The sequence below is a fragment of the Streptomyces sp. NBC_00647 genome (assembly GCF_045207245.1).
GTDB lineage: Bacteria > Actinomycetota > Actinomycetes > Streptomycetales > Streptomycetaceae > Streptomyces.
On record NZ_CP109040.1, the window covers coordinates 6,071,282 to 6,088,502 of the forward strand.

Consider the following 17,221-nt stretch of genomic DNA (forward strand, 5'->3'; position numbering starts at 1 on the left):
CGTACCGTGCACCGCCGGCACAACGGGCTCAGGACAGCCGTACTTCTCGGGGGACTGTCCGCACTCATCATCGTCATCGGCAGCTTCTTCGGGCGCACCGGCCTGATCGTCGCACTGTTCATCGCGATCGGGACGAACGCGTACGCGTACTGGAACAGCGACAAACTGGCTCTACGCGCGATGCGCGCCCGCCCGGTGAGTGAGTTCGAGGCCCCGGCCCTGTACCGCATGGTCCGCGATCTCTCCACCCAGGCACGCCAGCCCATGCCGCGCCTGTACATCTCACCGACGGAGGCGCCGAACGCGTTCGCGACGGGCCGCAACCCGCGCAACGCGGCCGTGTGCTGCACCGAGGGGATCCTGCGCATCCTGGACGAGCGCGAGTTGCGCGGTGTCATCGGCCACGAGCTCAGTCACGTCTACAACCGCGACATCCTGATCTCGTCCGTGGCCGGCGCCCTCGCCTCGGTGATCATGTTCCTGGTCAATTTCGCCTGGCTGATCCCGATCGGCCGCTCCAACGACGACGACGGTCCCGGCATTCTCGGGATGCTCCTGGTCATGATTCTGGGCCCGCTCGCCGCTTCCCTCATCCAGCTCGCGATCAGCCGCTCCAGGGAGTACGAGGCGGACGCGTCCGGTGCCCAGCTCACCGGCGACCCCCTCGCCCTCGCGAGCGCGCTGCGCAAGCTCGACGCCGGCACCAAGCAGCTGCCGCTGCCTCCCGAGCCGCGCATCGAGACCGCGAGCCACATGATGATCGCGAACCCCTTCCGCCCGGGACAGGGAATGTCGAAGATGTTCTCCACGCATCCGCCGATGGCGGAGCGTATCGCCCGGCTCGAGCAGATGGCAGGTCGTCACCAGTGAAGACAATTCTGAACGTCATTTGGCTTATCCTGAGCGGCTTCTGGCTGTTCCTCGGGTACCTGCTCGCAGGCGTCATCCTGTGCATCACCATCATCGGCATCCCGTTCGGCATCGCCGCCTTCCGCATCGGCATCTACGCCCTGTGGCCCTTCGGCTATACGACGGTGGAGCGCCACGACGCGGGCGCGCCGTCCTGCGTCGGCAACGTCCTGTGGCTGGTCCTGGCGGGCTGGTGGCTCGCCCTGGCCCACATCGTCACGGGCATCGCCATGTGCATCACGATCATCGGCATCCCGTTCGGCATCGCCAACTTCAAGCTCATCCCGATCTCGCTGTTCCCGCTGGGACGCGAAATCGTGCCCACGGACCAGCCCTTCGCGTCGCGCTAGCGGCTGGACGCGGGGCTGGGCCTGCCGCGGGACCTGCCTGTCCCGTACGACGGGGAGGCCGAGTTCGAGGGCGAGTTCGAGGGCGAGTACGTGCACGAATAGTCCTCCTCGCTCTCCCGGCCTTCCCCGCCGAAAAAGGGTGTTGTTGTCCGTCCGGCGTGAGGGTTGTCCACAGGCTGCCCGATTGTCAGTGGCGCGCTGCATGATGAACCCATGACCGAAATCGAGCAGTTGCTGGCACGGGTTGCCACGCAGGCCCGCAACACCCGCCCATGGGGCTGGCCTTCACTGCCCGCGCCCCTGGACACGGCCGAGGTCGCCCGCGCCGAGGCCGTCCTCGGCTTCCCGCTGCCCGCGCTGCTCGCCTCGCTCTACCTGCGGATCGGGGACGGCGGATTCGGTCCGGAATACGGCCTGTTGCCCTTGCTCGACGGCCCACCGTCGGGCGAGCCGGCGGTCGTTCCGCAGTACCTCGCCAGCCGCGAGAGCGGCCGCAAGGACCCCGACTGGCCGTGGCCCGAGGGCGTCCTGCCGATATCCCACTGGGGCTGCGGGATGTACGCGTGCGTGGACTGCCGCAGCCCCGACGGCATCGTCCTGCTCTACGAGCCGAACGCCGACGAGGCCGACCACGCCTGGTACGTGGACGCACCCGACCTCGCTACCTGGCTGCGCGCCTGGCTCGACGGAACCGGCTGGTACGAGGAGTCCCACGACGGCGCGGACCTTCCCCCTTGGCCCGACTTCCACATACGGACGACGGCGACGCGGGCCTCCTGACCCATTAGCGCGAAGCCGCCCACAGCCGGACGCCGTAGGCCGCCGCCCCCACCGCCAGGACCGCCGCGCCCACGACCACCGAAGCACCCGGCAGGGCACAGGCCAGCGTCACGCACCCGAGGAGACCCAGCACCGGAACGACCCGCGACGCCGGAGCCGGACTCAGCGTCCAGGCGGAGGCGTTGGCGATCGCGTAGTACGCCAGCACACCGAAGGAGGAGAAACCGATCGCGCCGCGCACATCCACGCTCGCGGCCAGCGCGGCGACCACCACGCCCACGGCCAGTTCCGCCCGGTGCGGGACCTGGAAGCGTGGATGCACGGCGGCCAGGGCGCCCGGCAGATGACGGTCGCGGGCCATGGCCAGCGTGGTCCGCGAGACACCCAGGATCAGGGCGAGAAGAGAGCCGAGCGCGGCCACGGCGGCCCCCACCCGCACCACCGGCACGAGCCCCGGCAGCCCGGCTGTCCGCACGGCGTCCGCCAGCGGCGCCTGGGCAAGCCCCAGCCCGGCCGGCCCGAGCACCGAAAGGACGGCCACAGCGACCGCCGCGTACACCGCGAGGGCGATACCCAGGGCCAACGGGATCGCGCGGGGAATGGTGCGCGCCGGATCGCGTACCTCCTCGCCGAGCGTCGCGACGCGCGCGTACCCGGCGAACGCGAAGAACAGCAGACCCGCCGCCTGAAGCACCCCGTCCGCGCCGGACGACAGTCCGATGTCCAGCCGTCCTGCATCGGCGACGTCGGAACCGAGGCACCCGACCACCACGGAAGCGAGGACCGCCAGGACCACCGCCACGATCACCCGCGTCAGCCAGGCCGACTTCTGCATGCCGCCGTAGTTCACGGCGGTCAGCGCGACCACGGCCGCGACCGCCACCGCGTGCGCGTGTGACGGCCAGACGTACGCGCCCACGGTGAGCGCCATCGCCGCGCACGAGGCCGTCTTGCCGACGATGAACGACCAGCCCGCCAGATATCCCCAGAAGGCGCCCAGCCGCTCACGCCCGTAGATGTACGTGCCGCCGGAAGCGGGGTACAGGGCGGCCAGCCGTGCCGAGGACATCGCGTTGCAGTAGGCGACGACCGCGGCGAGCGCGAGTCCGAGCAGCAACCCGGATCCCGCCGCCCGCGCGGCGGGGCCGAGCGCGGCGAAGATCCCGGCACCGATCATCGAGCCGAGCCCGACGACCACGGCGTCACCGAGTCCCAGCGTGCGGCGCAACTCGGGTCTGGACGGCGTCATGTGCCGCACCCTACTGATCACTGCAACCGGCGGGAGCCGTGGCTACGTCCTGTTCATCAACACAGCACCGGCACGCGCTCGACCCGCACCGGACAAGGACAGCCCGGGCATGGCCCGGCAGGACCGAAATCACAGGGCCGGGACAGCGTGAGCACAGCGCGGAAGGGCAGGTTCAGGACATGGGCATCATCAGCTGGATCATTCTGGGGCTGCTGGCCGGCGCCATCGCCAAGTTCCTGCTCCCGGGGCGCGACCCGGGAGGCTTCATCGGAACGACCGTCATCGGCGTCGCGGGCGCGTTCATAGGCGGCTGGATATCGGCCCGCTGGCTGGACCACCCCATCAGCAAGCAGTTCTACGACGGTGCCACCTGGGCCGCCGCCATCGGCGGTGCGCTCGTGCTGCTGATCGTCTACCGCGTCCTGTTCGGCGACTCGCGCCGCTGAGCGCGCACCGCCGAGACCACGGCCGGCAGACGAGAAGGGTGGACACCCCGGGTGCCCACCCTTCCTCGTACCGCGGCCACTCCCGCGGCCACTTCCTGCTTCCTCGTACAGCGAGACGAAGCGTTCCCGGCAATGATCCGCCCCGACAGGAACCGACCCGACAGGAACCGACCCGACGGGAACCGCCACGACAGGAACCGCTCCGCAGCGACCCGGGCCCTGAGGCGGGTCGGCGATGGACCGGCGATGCGGGTCGGCGCTCAGCGTGCAGGACGTGCCGCCAGGCGCTCTGTCGGGATTTCTCCCAGACGTTCTACCGGGCGTTCTAGCGGTAGTTCACGAACTGCAGGGCGAAGTCGAAGTCCTTGCCCTTGAGGAGAGCCTGAACGGCCTGCAGGTCGTCACGGCTCTTCGAGCTGACGCGCAGCTCCTCGCCCTGCACCTGGGCCTTCACGCCCTTGGGGCCCTCGTCGCGAATGATCTTCGCCACCTTCTTCGCGTTGTCCTGGGAGATGCCCTCCTCGATCGTCGCGAAGATCTTGTACTCCTTGCCGGAGAGCTGGGGCTCACCGGCGTCCAGCGACTTCAGCGAGATGCCGCGCTTGATCAGCTTGGTCTCGAACACGTCGAGGATGGCCTTCACCCGCTCCTCGGAGTTCGCCTCCATGAGGATCTTCTCGCCGGACCAGGAGATGGAGGCGCCGACGTTCTTGAAGTCGTAGCGCTGCGAGATCTCCTTGGCGGTCTGGTTGAGGGCGTTGTCGACCTCCTGCCGCTCGACCTTCGAGACGATGTCGAAACTGGAGTCGGCCATGTCCTGTGGCTCCTTGTATCGGGGTGCGTAGGGGCGGCCGTCGAGCCCGGCGTAGGCCTCCGGCCGCATCCGCATAAGCCTAGCCACCCCCCTCCCCCCAAGTGTCGATCAATTGGGTGGCGAAGCATCCCCGGGCATCAGGTATCGTTTACGTCGTTGCCAGGGAGCACCGCAGAAGCGGGGCTCAGGGGCAGCATCCCCGGCGGTGTGCCCGAGCGGCCAAAGGGAGCAGACTGTAAATCTGCCGGCTTAGCCTTCCGTGGTTCGAATCCACGCGCCGCCACCCGGGAACCAAGGGCCCGTGACCTGCCTAAACAGCAGGTCACGGGCCCTTAGTCATGCCCTCAGGAACGCGGGTGCGGCAACGCTTTCTGGTCGCCTTGGTGGGAGTGATGGGCACTCTGCTTGCGTCGCTCAGCACGACATGGGTGCTGGGCGGTCGGGGGGCAGAGGCCATGAACCTGCCAGATAGGCTGCCGCTTCTTGTAACGGCATCCTCCTGAAGAGGTGTGAATGAAGACAGGCAGACGAACCGTGGCGGTGGCCACGTTCGTGGGGGCGTTGGGGCTCTCGGTGCTGAACGCGCCGACGGCTCAGGCGGCGGACACCGGTATCACCGTGTCGGACATCGTCATCAACAACGGCAAGCCGATCGTCGTCGGCACGACGAAGGAGGTGGAGCCGCCCGTCAGTTTCGACATCGCGCTCCCTTCCGGGTACAGCACCGCAGACCCTTTCCGCTATGACGCGTTCCCCTTCCTCTACCGCGGCGGCATGCAGACGGCGGCCGACACCGGGGAGAACTTCATCGGACCGGGCGGCTACACCTGCTACGAGAGGGACGCCAAGCACGCTCGCTGCGAGGGCAACCTCTATATCGACCCGCACCCGAGCCAGGATCACGTCGACTCCAACAGCGATGCCACGACTTGGAAGGTCGGCGTCTCGCTGAAGCTGTTCAAGGCCGACGGCGGCCTCAAGGCTGGGGAACGGGAGACGCGGTCCACGACGGTTCAGCTCAAGCGCGCGGCCAAGGCAACCACCAACGCCTCGCCGGAGCCGGTCGCCAAGGGCAAGTCGATCACTGTCACGGGCAAGGTGACCCGGGCGAACTGGAGCACGAAGAAGTACGACGCCTACAGCGGCCGTACGGTCAGCCTTCAGTTCCGCGCCAAGGGTGCCGACACTTTCAAGACGGTCAAGAAGGCCACGACCAGTAGCACCGGGGGCTTGAAGACCACGGTCACCGCCTCCGTCGACGGCTACTACCGCTGGGTGTACTACGGCAACTCGACGACCGGCGTCGCCACCAGCGCGGTCGACTACGTCGACGTGCTCTGACGCCTTCGGGTTCGAATCCTGGCGCTGCCACATGAAGGTAAGCCCCCTCCGATCTGCGGAAACGTAGATCGGAGGGGGTTTCTTCGTTTGCGGGCATCCGGGGCCGATCTTTCGCGTGCCGTCCCCTTCTGCGGACGAGCGCACCCGCTGATGGCCCCTCAAGAGACCGCCGTCGGTGGCTGTCGGAGGCTGCACGAAGCTCAACCGTCACCGCACGGCCGTCCTCGACGCTTCCGCTCGAGCTCGATCTGCCGGCCGAAATAAAGGGGCTGAAAATCGTCGAACCGTGCGGCGGGTGGCATCAGCGACCCTCACCGCAATCAGCCCCGGCATGTCTCGGTCGGTGAACGGGTAAATTGAGAAGCGCACGCGGCTTCATGCGTACGTATAACGAGGGAGAGTCGTGTTCGAGGGAATATCAGGTGTCATCGCAGTCTGTATCTTGATTGCGATCGGCGTCGCCGGGGACCGGGCCGCGAAGAAGCGCAAGAAGGCCTTCTGGGACCGGTACGGATCCTTCGAAGGATTCCGCGGGCAGGTCGACACGGAGCGCATTGAGGAGGTCCGCAGGGCGAGCGGCGACGTCGTCGCCATCAAGGTGCTCCGCAAGGAGTACCCCAACGTCTCGCTGGTGATGGCGAAGCGCTACGTGGATGAACTGGCAGCTGCCTGACGCCGGTGCGCGGCGGCCGTCCGGGACCGCTCCGGGGGCGATACCTCTTCGTGCGGCCGTCCTGGATTTCCGGACGGCCGCGGTCTGTTTCCGTGCAACGGATTCTTTTACAGGTGGAATTTTCACGGAGTGAAGGCTGAGTCGATGCCCTTTCGCCCGCAGGCGGCCGTGATCCCGTCGACGGAAAAGTGTGCCGTTCAGCCCGCCGTCAGGTTTGTGAATGCTGAATGCTGACTCCTCGGCCAGAATGGCTACGGGAAACCGTGGAGAGAATTCCTCGATGGCGCAAGCCGTCCGCCGAATTCAGTTCGTCGGACACGCGATGTGTCGGGGGCCCGGCCGGTCACCGCCGTATGTGTTTCGGGCGCGGCGACAGGAGCCGGGGCCCTCGGGGCACACTGATCCCATGTCATCGCGTCGCAGGAACTGCCCCGAGTGCCGTCGGGAGATCGCCGTCGTCGCGGGGCGGTTCGCCCGGCACGATCCGCCCGGCGCGCGGGGGAGCGGGGAGCTGGTCTCGTGCCCCGGTTCGCGCCGACAGGCCCTCATCGGGGCGGCACAGCCCGCGCTGGACGGGTACACCGTCCCCGAATTCCCCGGCCAGCTCCCGCTGTTCTGAACCGGCACCGGTCACCGGCACCGGTCACCGGCACCGGTCACCGGCACCGGCACCGATACCAGCGCCGGCGCGGGCACCGGGAGCCGGCACATGCATCGAGACCAGCGCCGGCGTCAGCGCGGGCACCGGGACGGGGCGTGGGCTAGTTGCCCGCCACCGACTTCACCGCGACCGAGATCGGTGTCGAGCCGCTGACCGCTTCCAGGGTCAGACCGGTCGTCGCCGGAGTGTCGACCAGTTCAGCGAGGACCGCGGCGACGTCGTCGCGGGGGATCATGCCGCGGCCGGTGGAGGCCTCCAGGCGTACGAGGCCGGTCCCGGCGTCGTCGATCAGGCTGCCGGGACGCAGAATCGTCCAGTCCAGGCCCGTACGACGTACGTACTCGTCGGCCTCGCCCTTGGCACGCAGATACGCGTCGAAGATCTCGTCGCCAGGGTGGGACGGGTCCGCGCCCATCGAGGAGACGACCACGTGCCGGCGTACGCCCGCCCGTTCCGCGGCGTCCGCGAACAGGATCGCGGCGCCCTTGTCCACCGTCTCCTTGCGGTCCACTCCGCTGCCGGGGCCCGCGCCCGCCGCGAAGACGGCCGCGTCCGCGCCCTGCAGGTGCGCGGCGACCTCCTCCACCGACGCCGACTCCAGATCGCACAGGACGGGCTCGGCGCCGGCCGCCCGCAGATCGTCGCCCTGTTCGGCACGGCGGATGATCCCCGCGACCTCGTCCCCGCGCGCGGAGAGCAGCCGCTCGAGCCGCAGCGCGATCTGACCATGACCACCAGCGATGACAATGCGCATGTTTCCGACCGTACGCCCGGATGAGCGCGTTCGCCGCACAACCCTGTGGGCGACTCGTGAGTCACATGGGTGATCACTGTGGAAGTACGGGTGATCGCCGCGAGAGCGAGTGAACACGCGAACAAAAGAACGCCGTGCGGGCTCGTACGGCGTCGTAAGAGGAGACCATCATCACCGTCATACGCAAGACCGTCATCGCGACCGGCTGCACCGCTGTCCTCCTCGCCACGGCGGCCGCCTGCGGCACGGTCGAGAACCTCACGGCCGGGCAGAAGGTGGACCACGCCGTCGACCGGCTCGGCGAACAGAAGTCCCTCGCCTTCCAGTTGGACCTCGACGCCGATGCCGCCGCGATCAACACGCTGGCGGGCGAGTCCGGTCCCGACGAGGCACTTCCGCCGGAGTTCGCGAAGTTCCTCAGCGGGCTGCGCGTCGATGTCTCCGTCAAGTCCAAGAAGCCGCTGGCGGATTCGGGCGAGAAGGACCTCATCGGGACGAGCATGAAGATCGCGGGGGCCGACGGCGTCCTGGCCGAGTACCGGGTCGTCGGCGACTTCACGTACTACCGCGCGGACATGAAGGCCGTCGGCAAGGCGATGGGCTTTCCCATGCCGTCGGCCGACGACCTTCCCCCGAGCGAGAAGGAGATGAAGAAGGTCCTCGAAGGCGACTGGGTGAAGGTCGACACCAAGAAGCTGGAGAGTTCCCGGAAGGCCGCCGGTGGCGCCTCGAAGGGGGCCGGCGCCGACGACATCGACGCCAAGACCCAGAAGAAGATCCTCGACGCCGTGAGCCGTGTCATCGCCCACGAGGTCACCTTCCGGACCAAGAGCGGCGCCGACGCCGTCGAGCACGTCGTCGCCAAGGGCAACTTCCGTGACCTGCTCACCGGCGTCTTCGACAAGCTCCGGCCGTTGCAGGACGACCTTCCCGAAGGCGCGGAACTCCCCACGGCGAAGGACCTCAAGGACGCTCCGAACAAGAAGGTCGCCGTCGACTTCACGCTGAAGAACGGTGACCTCCGGCAGATCAAGGTCGACCTGGCCGTCCTGGCCGACGGTCAGAAGGGCACCAAGCTGCCGCTCGTCCTGAAGTTCTCAAAGGCGGGTGACGTCAGCGCGCCGTCGGGGGCCACGGAGATGCCCGTGGGCAAGGTCCCCGGGGGCGGCTCGCTGGGCGGTGCCCTCCTGGGCGGCGGCGGGTTCTAGAGCACGAACGCGACCCGCGTAGGGCTCGCTGAAGTCCCGGGGGAGCGGCAGGTCCCCGGAACGGAGAGTCCGGGAACGGAGAGTCCGGGAACGGAGAGTCCGGGCAGGCGCCCGGTCGGGCCGCGGAGGCCCCGGGAGCTGATGGAGCGTCCCGGCCGGACGCGTGGCCGCGGGCAGGCCTGTCCGGCGAAGTCCCGCGCGCGTGGAGGCGTACAACGACCACCACGCGCGCGGGGCCGTCTTCTTCGACGTGCGGGGCCGCGCCCCCTCGGACGCGCACCGGCTACGACGGCTCTCCACGTCCCTGCCGAGGCAGTTCCATCCCCGGGTCGGCGGCCGAGTTGCAGTACTCCCGCACCGCGCTCGTCCGCGTCACCACGCGCCCCCGGTGCACCACGATCCGGCTGTACGCGAGCGACAGCGCCCCCGAGAGGCGGTCCCCGCGTACGGCGAGCAACTCGGCCGGGAATCCGGCCTCCACGCGGACCTCGGGCAGCCCGAGGGCGGCCCGGGCGGCACAACTCACCGTGTCGTACGCGTCCTCGGGGCGCAGCCCGTACCGCGAGGCCAGCAAGTAGGCGGCCTCCAGCGGGTCCCCGCGTCCCACCGGGTTGGACAGGTCGCGCAGGGCGCCGCTGCCGGCCGCGACCCGTACTCCGGCCGCCCGCAACAGCCGTACGGGAGCGGTGCCGCGCCGGTCCGCCGATCCGCAGCCGCCCTGCGGCAGGCACACCACCGTCACTCCGGCCGCGGCCAGTTGGTCCGCGGCGCGGGAGGCCACCTCGACGGGCAGCCGGCCGAGCCCGCCGCACGGGCCGAGCGTCACCCCGGGCCGCAAGCCGCCCGCCATCGCGACGAGTCGGGCGAGCCGGGCGGGATCGGCGGCGTCCGTGTGCAGATCGACCGGGCAGCCGTGCTCGGAGGCGAGTTCCAGGACCGCCTCCACGTACCCCGTCGGATCGGGGTCGGCGTCAGGGCAGCCGCCCACCACGGAAGCGCCCATCTTCAGCGCGTCCCGCAGCATCGCGAGCCCGTCGGCGCCGGCCGCGCCCGTCAGCAGCCGCGGCATCGCCACCGTCGTCAGCTCCGCGAGCCCCCGCAGCGACCGCCGCACCTGAAGCACCGCCCCCAGCGCGTCCAGCCCCTGTACGTCTCCGACGCGCACATGGGACCGCAACGCCGTGGCGCCGTGGCCGAGTTGCAGCAGCGCGGCCTCGGTGGCCCGGCGCTGGATCTCCTGGTCGTCGTAGGCCAGAGGGCCGTCGCCGTCGGCCGCCAGGGCCGTGTCGCTGTGCGCGTGGGCCTCTGCGGGGGCGGGCAGCAGGAGGTAGCCGTCGAGGTCCACCTTCGCGGCGAGAGCCCCCGAGGCACCCGCCGCGAGGCTCCCGGCGGTACCGACCGCCTCGATACGCCCACCGCCCAGCCGTACGTCCACGGCCCGGCCGTCGGTGAGCCGCGCCCCGCACAGCAGGAGTGCGGCCGTGTCGGTCTGTCCCGCCGAGGAGTGGGGCGGCTGCTGCTGGCTGTCGGGCATCGCACTCCTGGGGCTCGGGGCGGCTGCGGGAGGGACGACTACGGAGCGTGGGGAGACAAGATCACGCAGCGTGAGTCGAGCCTAGGGCGGCGACCCGTCAACGTCGGGGAGGAGCGCAATAGTCGTACCGGTGTGGCCCGTCGACGGGTCGGGGACCGGCCATCTCGGGGCCGGGCCGGTCCCCGACCCGTCGCGCGCCCCGGCCCGCCCCGCGCCCCGGTCCGCCCTACCCCGCCGCTCTCAGTCCGCTGCCCGTGCGCTCCGGCTGTCGGCCCTCTCCCTCGGCTGCCTGTTCAGCCCGGTGTCCGGGGGCGGCCGGAGGGCCGTCACCCCGTGTGACGCAGGGGGTCCGAGGGGCCCGTGAGGGGTTCTGGGAACGCCTGGGGAAGCGCGTGGGAACAGGCCGGGGCGGGTGCCGCGAAACGGATTTGGGCGATCGGCGGAGGACCGTGTAATGTCTTCATCGCTCGCCCCAATAGCTCAGTCGGTAGAGCGTCTCCATGGTAAGGAGAAGGTCTACGGTTCGATTCCGTATTGGGGCTCTGGTGCGAAAGGTTCCCGTCGTGAGGCGGGACCCGATCGCATCTCAGCGGTGTAGCTCAGTCGGTAGAGCAAGCGGCTCATAATCGCTGTGTCACCGGTTCAAGTCCGGTCACCGCTACTGACAGTAGCCGATTGTGGGGTCGGTCCTTCGATCGGCTACTCTTCTATGCGTTAATGTCCCATCCGTTCGTCAAGGAGCACTCCTGTGGCTGCCACCGACGTCCGCCCGAAGATCACGCTGGCCTGCGTGGAGTGCAAGGAGCGGAACTACATCACCAAGAAGAACCGGCGTAACAACCCGGACCGACTGGAGATGAAGAAGCACTGCCCGCGTTGCAATGCGCACACCGCGCACCGCGAAACGCGATAATTCAGGCTCGTACACGAGGCCGTCCCCTTCGGGGGGCGGCCTCGCGTCGTTGTGGAACCGATGTCCGGCGCGGGCCAGGCCTCATGCGTGGACCCCGTGATCCAGAGCGAAGATAGGCCGTGCGGCTAAGAAGGTCGCTCCAGCTGTGACAACCAGTGCGGCGACGACAATCAGGAGGTGCCGAGCCCATGGCGCTCGACCAGTCCTTCGTAGGGCGGTCCTACCCGCCCACCGACCCCTATGAGGTCGGCCGGGAGAAGATCCGCGAGTTCGCGGAGGCCGTGGGGGACAGCAACCCTGCGTACACGGACCCCGAGGCCGCACGCGCGCTCGGGCATCCCGATGTGATCGCCCCGCCGACTTTTGTGTTCGCCATCACGTTCAAGGCCGCGGGCCAGGTCGTCCAGGACCCGCAACTGGGCCTCGACTACAGCCGGGTGGTGCACGGCGACCAGAAGTTCGCCTACACCCGCCCGGTGCGCGCGGGTGACCGGCTCACGGTCACCTCGACCATCGAGGCGATCAAGTCCCTCGCGGGCAACGACATCCTGGACATCCGTGGCGAGGTCCACGACGAGGCGGGCGAGCACGTCGTGACGGCCGTCACGAAGCTCGTGTCCCGTGCGGCGGAGGTGGGCTGACATGGCGGCGAAGATCTCTTACGCGGACGTCGAGGTCGGCACCGAGCTGCCGGCCCAGACGTTTTCCGTGACGCGTGCCACGCTCGTGCAGTACGCGGGGGCCTCCGGGGACTTCAACCCGATCCACTGGAACGAGAAGTTCGCGGTCGAGGTGGGCCTTCCCGACGTCATCGCGCACGGCATGTTCACCATGGCCGAGGCGATCCGCGTGGTCACCGACTGGGTCGGCGACCCGGGCTCGGTCCTCGAGTACGGCGTCCGCTTCACCAAGCCCGTCGTCGTCCCGAACGACGACAAGGGCGCCACGATCGAGGTCAGCGGCAAGGTCGCGGTCAAGCTCGACGACAACACCGTCCGTGTCGACCTCACGGCGACCAGCGCCGGACAGAAGGTGCTGGGGATGTCGCGAGCGGTCGTACGACTCGCCTGATCCCGAAGCCTGGAGTGACCCGAGGTCCTTGAGTGCCTGAGGTGCCTGAGGTGTCCGAGGGCCCGAAGCGCCGAAGCGCCGAAGCGCCCGAGGCCTCTCGAAGTGCTCCACATGCCGGATTGCGTAAGGGGCGCCCGCCAATGCGGGCGCCCCTTACGCGTTCCCCTGCCTGGCCGCCCAGGGCCTCGCCTCAGGAACTCCACGTTCAAGGGCCGGTGGCCCCACGAGCCGGTGGCCCGCCAGCCTGTGGCCCACGAGTCGCGCGCCCAGGATTCGGCACCCCTTGACTTAGTTAGTGATTGAGTACTAACTTAGCCGCATGGTCAGGATGAGCGCAGAAGAGAGGCGCGAGAGCGTCATCCGCGCGGCGATGATCGAGTTCGCCCGCGGCGGCTACTACGGCACGTCCACCGAGGCGATCGCCAAGCGCGTGGGTGTCTCGCAGCCGTATCTCTTCCGGCTCTTCCCGGGCAAGAGGGCGATCTTCCTGGCGGCCGCCGAGCACTGCATGGAGCTCGCCCGGCGCAGCTTCGAGGAGGCTGCCGAGGGGCTGGAGGGTGAAGAGGCCCTGCATGCCATGGCGAGGTCCTACGTCAAGGTGATCGCGGAGCATCCTGAGCGGCTGCTGATGCAGATGCAGATGTATGTCGCGGTGGGGGCCGCCGAGGAGGCCGGCGATCACGAGCTCGGCGAGGCGGTCCGGGCCGGCTGGATGCGGCTCTGGGACACGGTTCACGTGCCGCTCGGGGCCGACGCGGACGGGACCACGACCTTCATGGCGTACGGAATGCTCGTCAACTGCCTGGTGTCGATGGGGTTTCCGCCCGAGCACCGGGTCTGGGAAGGGCTCTACCCGTCGGCGCGCGTCACGGGCCGGCTGGAGAAGTAGCACGACGGCGTGGGTGGAGTTCGGCGCCTTTCCATGGCCGTAAAAGTTAGTCATCAATAACTAACCATCGAATCACATCACCTTCTGGGGGAGCGATGTCTCAGCGGACGGCACGGACAGCGAAGAACGGATCGGCGGCACCGGCCCCGACAGGGGCCGTGGAATCGCCCGGGGGACCGGCCCCGGCGGCGGATTCGGCCACGGCACCGGCCGGGCGGCGCGGCGGAGCCGGGTGGGCCCTCGTCATCACCGGCGTCGCCGGCTTCATGGCGGCTCTCGACAATCTCGTCGTCACCACCGCCCTGCCCTCCATCCGCGAGGACCTCGGGGGAGGGCTGGACGACCTGGAATGGACCGTGAGCGCCTACACGCTCACCTTCGCCGTCCTGCTGATGTTCGGCGCGGCGCTCGGCGACCGGTTCGGCCGCCGCAGGCTCTTCCTCGTCGGCCTGAGCGTCTTCACCGGTGCCTCCGCCGCCGCGGCCATGGCGCCCGGCATCGACTCCCTGATCGCCGCACGCGCGGTCCAGGGCGTCGGCGCTGCGATCATGATGCCGCTGACCCTGACCCTGCTGACAGCCGCGGTTCCGGCCGCCAAGCGCGGGATGGCGTACGGGATCTGGGGTGCCGTCAACGGGCTCGCGGTCGCCTCGGGGCCCCTCATCGGCGGCAGCCTCACCGAGCACGTCTCCTGGCACTGGATCTTCTGGCTGAACGTCCCGCTGGGTCTCGCCGTGCTCCCGCTCGCCCGGCTGCGGCTGTCCGAGTCGTTCGGCGCCGGCGCCCGGCTCGACATCCCCGGCACCCTGCTCGCCAGCGGCGGCCTCTTCGGGATCGTGTACGGCCTGGTCCGCGGGCCCGCCGACGGGTGGACCAGCCCGGTCGTCCTGACCGGCCTCCTCGCGGGTGCCGCGCTGCTCACCGGCTTCGTCGTCCACGGCATCCGGGCCAAGAACCCGATGCTCCCGATGCGGCTCTTCCGCTCCCGCGCCTTCGCCGGGATCAACGCGGCCAGCCTGCTGATGTTCCTCGGGATGTTCGGCTCGATCTTCCTGCTCAGCCAGTACATGCAGGGCGTGCTCGGCTACTCGCCGACCGAGGCGGGGCTGCGGATGCTCCCCTGGACCGGCATGCCGATGCTCGTCGCGCCCATCGCCGGCTACCTGTCCGACCGCGTCGGCGGCCGTCCTGTCGTCGCCACCGGGCTCTTCCTCCAGGCCATCGGGCTCGCGTACTACGCCACCGTGGTCGCCGCCGACGCCTCGTACGCCTCCCAGCTGCCCGCGCTGATCATCAGCGGCATCGGGATGTCCCTCTACTTCGCCCCGGCCTCCAGCCTGGTCATGTCCAGCGTGCGGCCGCAGGAGCAGGGCATCGCCTCCGGCGCCAACAACGCGCTGCGCGAGGTGGGCGGCGCGCTCGGTATCGCGGTGATGTCCTCGATCTTCTCGGCGCAGGGCAGCTACGCGACCGCGCACAGCTTCATCGACGGGCTGCGGCCCGCGCTCGTGGTCGGCGCCTCGGTCGTCGCCCTCGCGGGCGTCGCGGCCCTGTTCATCCCGGCCGCCCGGCGCGCGGCGCGGACCGGGACGGCCGAGGACCCGGCGCAGGACATCGAGGCCGGCTCGCTCAAGGCCGGCTCGCTCGAGGCGGACCGGCACGAAGGCGACCCGCTCACGACTCCCGCCCTCGAGACCGCCTCCCGCTGACGCCCGGAACGAGGTCGCCCGGCCGAACCCTCAGGAAAGTGACCTCGGTCAGGCCCTCGGCATCAGAACGGCCCCGCCCCACCGGCGGGGCCGTTCGCATGTCCGCGGAGCACCGGTGGCCGGGCGCCCCCGCCCCTTCTCGTAGTCTTGGGCGCGTGCAGGAACTCCACGATGCCCCGCTCGCCCCGCTGACCACCTTCCGTCTCGGCGGCCCGGCCGCCCGGCTGATCACCGCCACGACCGACGCCGAGGTGGTCGCCGCCGTGCGCGAGGCCGACGACGCCGGTACGCCGCTGCTGCTCATCGGCGGTGGATCGAACCTGGTCATCGGCGACAAGGGCTTCGCCGGTACCGCCCTGCGCATCGCCACGAAGGGCTTCTCGCTCGACGGAACGAGGCTGGAGCTGGCCGCGGGCGAGGTGTGGACCGACGCGGTCGCCCGCACCGTCGAGGCCGGGCTCGCCGGGATCGAGTGCCTCGCCGGTATCCCCGGCTCCGCGGGCGCGACACCGATCCAGAACGTGGGCGCGTACGGGCAGGAGGTGTCGTCGACGATCACCGAGGTGATCGCCTATGACCGGACGACCCGGGAAACGGTCACGCTGACCAACGCCGAGTGCGCCTTCTCGTACCGTCACAGCCGCTTCAAGGCCGATCCCGACCGCCATGTGGTGCTGCGCGTGCGCTTCGAGCTGGAGGACGCGCGGGGGCTGTCGGCGCCGGTCAAGTACGCCGAGACGGCTCGCGCGCTCGGTGTGGAGCCCGGCGACCGCGTGGCCCTCGGCGACGCCCGCGAGACCGTCCTGAAGCTGCGGGCCGGCAAGGGCATGGTGCTCGACCCCGAGGATCACGACACATGGTCCGCCGGGTCGTTCTTCACCAACCCGATCCTCACGGACGAGGCGTTCGCCGCGTTCCACGCGCGCGTGAAGGAGCGGCTCGGCGTCGACGCCGTACCGCCCGCGTACCCGGCCGGCGAGGGCCACACCAAGACCTCCGCGGCCTGGCTGATCGACAAGTCGGGCTTCACCAAGGGCTACGGAAGCGGACCCGCCCGCATCTCCACCAAGCACACGCTGGCGCTGACCAACCGGGGCGGGGCCACCACCGAGGATCTCCTCGCGCTGGCCCGGGAAGTCGTCGCGGGTGTCCACGACGCCTTCGGGATCACCCTGGTCAACGAGCCGGTGACGGTGAACGCCGGCCTCTAGGGGCTCCGACGTGTTCCGCGGGGTCCGCCCTGCGGATGCCGGCAGAGCTCAGTAGGCGACGCCCACGCCCTGCTTCACCGTCGCCGGGTCGTCGATCATCGCCAGCATCGCGTGGGCCACGTCGGCGCGCGCGATGAAGCGGCCCTTGCGCGGGGTGCCTCCCACGACCGTGCGATACGAGCCGGTCAGCGGCTTGTTCTGGAGCCGGGGCGGACGGACGGCGGTCCAGTCCGTGGCGCTGGCCGCCAGCTCGTCCTCCATCTCCCTCAAGTCGGCGTAGACGTCCTTCAGGACGCTGGAGATCAGCCTCCGCATGGCGCGGTCCGCGAACGCGTCGCCCTCGGCGGCGGGGCCGACCGGACTCGCGCTGACCACCAGCAGCCGCCGGACCTGCTCCGCCTCCATGGCGTCCAGCACCGTACGGGTGAGCCGGGCCGCGACCCCGGCGTCCCTGCGGCTGCGCGCGCCCAGGCCGGACAGGACCGCGTCCCGGGCGGCGACGGCGGGGCGCAGTGCCCGCGGGTCGGTGAGATCTGCGCGGAACACTTCCAGACCCGCGCCCGTGACGGTCAGCCGCGCGGGGTCCCGTACGACGGCCGTGACCTGGTGGCCCGCGTCCAGGGCCTGGCGGACGATCTCCTGGCCGATGCCTCCGGTGGCACCGAGAACGGTGAGTTTCATGACCTGCTCCGCTGGATGGAGATGGGGT

At 69.8% G+C, this 17,221-nt stretch carries 19 protein-coding genes and 3 tRNA genes; 17 read left to right on the forward strand and 5 right to left on the reverse strand.

All coding sequences use genetic code 11. From position 1 onward, the window contains the following. The first annotated feature begins 6 nt into the window (after positions 1 to 6). The 3 genes from htpX to OG788_RS26730 all read left to right on the forward strand — a co-directional run bounded on the left by htpX (position 7) and on the right by OG788_RS26730 (position 2,039). A complete protein-coding gene (gene htpX, locus OG788_RS26720) occupies positions 7 to 870 on the forward strand; it encodes a zinc metalloprotease HtpX (RefSeq protein ID WP_406373972.1) in 864 nt (287 codons plus the stop codon). Beyond that, entirely contained in the window at positions 867 to 1,259 is a 393-nt protein-coding gene (locus OG788_RS26725; RefSeq protein WP_406373974.1) for a YccF domain-containing protein, read from the forward strand. The genes htpX and OG788_RS26725 overlap by 4 nt, the downstream gene beginning before the upstream one ends. Before the next feature lie 213 nt (positions 1,260 to 1,472). Then, positions 1,473 to 2,039: an SMI1/KNR4 family protein gene (locus OG788_RS26730; protein WP_406373976.1), complete on the forward strand. Its 567-nt coding sequence runs from the start codon at positions 1,473 to 1,475 to the stop codon at positions 2,037 to 2,039. Positions 2,040 to 2,043: 4 nt separating this feature from the next. On the opposite strand, the gene OG788_RS26735 is transcribed toward OG788_RS26730, so the two are convergent. After that, a complete protein-coding gene (locus OG788_RS26735; RefSeq protein WP_406373978.1) occupies positions 2,044 to 3,288 on the reverse strand; it encodes an APC family permease in 1,245 nt (414 codons plus the stop codon). A gap of 179 nt (positions 3,289 to 3,467) precedes the next feature. On the opposite strand from OG788_RS26735, the gene OG788_RS26740 reads away from it, so the two are divergent. Further along, on the forward strand, positions 3,468 to 3,734 hold the full coding sequence (locus OG788_RS26740) for a GlsB/YeaQ/YmgE family stress response membrane protein (RefSeq protein ID WP_351542575.1): 267 nt from the start codon (positions 3,468 to 3,470) through the stop codon (positions 3,732 to 3,734). Positions 3,735 to 4,059: 325 nt separating this feature from the next. On the opposite strand, the gene OG788_RS26745 is transcribed toward OG788_RS26740, so the two are convergent. Next, positions 4,060 to 4,548: a YajQ family cyclic di-GMP-binding protein gene (locus tag OG788_RS26745; protein WP_351542576.1), complete on the reverse strand. Its 489-nt coding sequence runs from the start codon at positions 4,546 to 4,548 to the stop codon at positions 4,060 to 4,062. 201 nt (positions 4,549 to 4,749) lie between these two features. Here OG788_RS26745 and OG788_RS26750 point away from each other — a divergent pair. The 4 genes from OG788_RS26750 (at position 4,750) to OG788_RS26765 (ending at position 7,181) form a co-directional block, all read left to right on the forward strand. After that, positions 4,750 to 4,831 (forward strand) — tRNA-Tyr (locus OG788_RS26750). 230 nt (positions 4,832 to 5,061) lie between these two features. Beyond that, the gene (locus tag OG788_RS26755; protein WP_406373981.1) at positions 5,062 to 5,889 is read left to right on the forward strand and encodes a hypothetical protein; all 828 of its coding nucleotides are present in this window, start codon (positions 5,062 to 5,064) and stop codon (positions 5,887 to 5,889) included. Between the two features lie 442 nt (positions 5,890 to 6,331). Beyond that, the gene (locus OG788_RS26760; protein ID WP_406373983.1) at positions 6,332 to 6,562 is read left to right on the forward strand and encodes a hypothetical protein; all 231 of its coding nucleotides are present in this window, start codon (positions 6,332 to 6,334) and stop codon (positions 6,560 to 6,562) included. A 406-nt stretch (positions 6,563 to 6,968) separates the two neighbouring features. After that, positions 6,969 to 7,181: a hypothetical protein gene (locus tag OG788_RS26765; protein WP_266761684.1), complete on the forward strand. Its 213-nt coding sequence runs from the start codon at positions 6,969 to 6,971 to the stop codon at positions 7,179 to 7,181. A gap of 142 nt (positions 7,182 to 7,323) precedes the next feature. Here OG788_RS26765 and OG788_RS26770 read toward each other — a convergent pair whose 3' ends face one another. After that, positions 7,324 to 7,977 carry an SDR family oxidoreductase gene (locus tag OG788_RS26770; RefSeq protein WP_406373985.1) on the reverse strand — a complete coding sequence of 218 codons (654 nt, stop codon included), beginning with the start codon at positions 7,975 to 7,977 and terminating at the stop codon, positions 7,324 to 7,326. Positions 7,978 to 8,252: 275 nt separating this feature from the next. On the opposite strand from OG788_RS26770, the gene OG788_RS26775 reads away from it, so the two are divergent. Beyond that, a complete protein-coding gene (locus OG788_RS26775) occupies positions 8,253 to 9,185 on the forward strand; it encodes a hypothetical protein (RefSeq protein WP_406373987.1) in 933 nt (310 codons plus the stop codon). Between the two features lie 283 nt (positions 9,186 to 9,468). On the opposite strand, the gene OG788_RS26780 is transcribed toward OG788_RS26775, so the two are convergent. After that, positions 9,469 to 10,719 (reverse strand): amidohydrolase family protein, encoded by a 1,251-nt coding sequence (locus tag OG788_RS26780; RefSeq protein ID WP_406373989.1) that lies wholly within the window; start codon positions 10,717 to 10,719, stop codon positions 9,469 to 9,471. A 469-nt stretch (positions 10,720 to 11,188) separates the two neighbouring features. Between OG788_RS26780 and OG788_RS26785 the strand changes: the two genes are divergently transcribed. From OG788_RS26785 to OG788_RS26820, 8 genes are all read left to right on the forward strand, one after another. Continuing rightward, positions 11,189 to 11,261, forward strand: a tRNA-Thr gene (locus OG788_RS26785). Positions 11,262 to 11,307: 46 nt separating this feature from the next. Next, a tRNA-Met gene (locus OG788_RS26790) sits at positions 11,308 to 11,380 on the forward strand. An 87-nt stretch (positions 11,381 to 11,467) separates the two neighbouring features. Beyond that, complete coding sequence (gene rpmG / locus OG788_RS26795) at positions 11,468 to 11,632, forward strand: 50S ribosomal protein L33 (protein WP_003948671.1); 165 nt, start codon at positions 11,468 to 11,470, stop codon at positions 11,630 to 11,632. Positions 11,633 to 11,820: 188 nt separating this feature from the next. After that, positions 11,821 to 12,273 (forward strand): MaoC family dehydratase N-terminal domain-containing protein, encoded by a 453-nt coding sequence (locus tag OG788_RS26800; RefSeq protein ID WP_351542637.1) that lies wholly within the window; start codon positions 11,821 to 11,823, stop codon positions 12,271 to 12,273. Between the two features lies 1 nt (position 12,274). Continuing rightward, positions 12,275 to 12,703, forward strand: coding sequence for a MaoC family dehydratase (locus tag OG788_RS26805; RefSeq protein ID WP_406373991.1), 429 nt, complete (start codon positions 12,275 to 12,277; stop codon positions 12,701 to 12,703). Between the two features lie 319 nt (positions 12,704 to 13,022). After that, complete coding sequence (locus OG788_RS26810; RefSeq protein WP_351542641.1) at positions 13,023 to 13,592, forward strand: helix-turn-helix domain-containing protein; 570 nt, start codon at positions 13,023 to 13,025, stop codon at positions 13,590 to 13,592. Positions 13,593 to 13,858: 266 nt separating this feature from the next. Continuing rightward, a complete protein-coding gene (locus tag OG788_RS26815; protein WP_406376854.1) occupies positions 13,859 to 15,301 on the forward strand; it encodes a DHA2 family efflux MFS transporter permease subunit in 1,443 nt (480 codons plus the stop codon). A 155-nt stretch (positions 15,302 to 15,456) separates the two neighbouring features. Then, entirely contained in the window at positions 15,457 to 16,512 is a 1,056-nt protein-coding gene (locus OG788_RS26820) for a UDP-N-acetylmuramate dehydrogenase (protein ID WP_356753322.1), read from the forward strand. Positions 16,513 to 16,560: 48 nt separating this feature from the next. Here OG788_RS26820 and OG788_RS26825 read toward each other — a convergent pair whose 3' ends face one another. Then, positions 16,561 to 17,193, reverse strand: a complete 633-nt coding sequence (locus tag OG788_RS26825; protein WP_406373994.1) for an NAD(P)-dependent oxidoreductase — start codon at positions 17,191 to 17,193, stop codon at positions 16,561 to 16,563. Positions 17,194 to 17,221: the final 28 nt, after the last annotated feature.

Bases quoted from the DNA above. Each gene is read 5' to 3' on its own strand.
- OG788_RS26730 (WP_406373976.1), top strand. From the start codon at position 1,473: ATGACCGAAATCGAGCAGTTGCTGGCACGGGTTGCCACGCAGGCCCGC.
- OG788_RS26735 (WP_406373978.1), bottom strand. From the start codon at position 3,288: ATGACGCCGTCCAGACCCGAGTTGCGCCGCACGCTGGGACTCGGTGAC.
- OG788_RS26740 (WP_351542575.1), top strand. From the start codon at position 3,468: ATGGGCATCATCAGCTGGATCATTCTGGGGCTGCTGGCCGGCGCCATC.
- OG788_RS26745 (WP_351542576.1), bottom strand. From the start codon at position 4,548: ATGGCCGACTCCAGTTTCGACATCGTCTCGAAGGTCGAGCGGCAGGAG.
- OG788_RS26755 (WP_406373981.1), top strand. From the start codon at position 5,062: ATGAAGACAGGCAGACGAACCGTGGCGGTGGCCACGTTCGTGGGGGCG.
- OG788_RS26765 (WP_266761684.1), top strand. From the start codon at position 6,969: ATGTCATCGCGTCGCAGGAACTGCCCCGAGTGCCGTCGGGAGATCGCC.
- OG788_RS26770 (WP_406373985.1), bottom strand. From the start codon at position 7,977: ATGCGCATTGTCATCGCTGGTGGTCATGGTCAGATCGCGCTGCGGCTC.
- OG788_RS26780 (WP_406373989.1), bottom strand. From the start codon at position 10,719: ATGCCCGACAGCCAGCAGCAGCCGCCCCACTCCTCGGCGGGACAGACC.
- OG788_RS26800 (WP_351542637.1), top strand. From the start codon at position 11,821: ATGGCGCTCGACCAGTCCTTCGTAGGGCGGTCCTACCCGCCCACCGAC.
- OG788_RS26805 (WP_406373991.1), top strand. From the start codon at position 12,275: ATGGCGGCGAAGATCTCTTACGCGGACGTCGAGGTCGGCACCGAGCTG.
- OG788_RS26810 (WP_351542641.1), top strand. From the start codon at position 13,023: ATGGTCAGGATGAGCGCAGAAGAGAGGCGCGAGAGCGTCATCCGCGCG.
- OG788_RS26815 (WP_406376854.1), top strand. From the start codon at position 13,859: ATGGCGGCTCTCGACAATCTCGTCGTCACCACCGCCCTGCCCTCCATC.
- OG788_RS26825 (WP_406373994.1), bottom strand. From the start codon at position 17,193: ATGAAACTCACCGTTCTCGGTGCCACCGGAGGCATCGGCCAGGAGATC.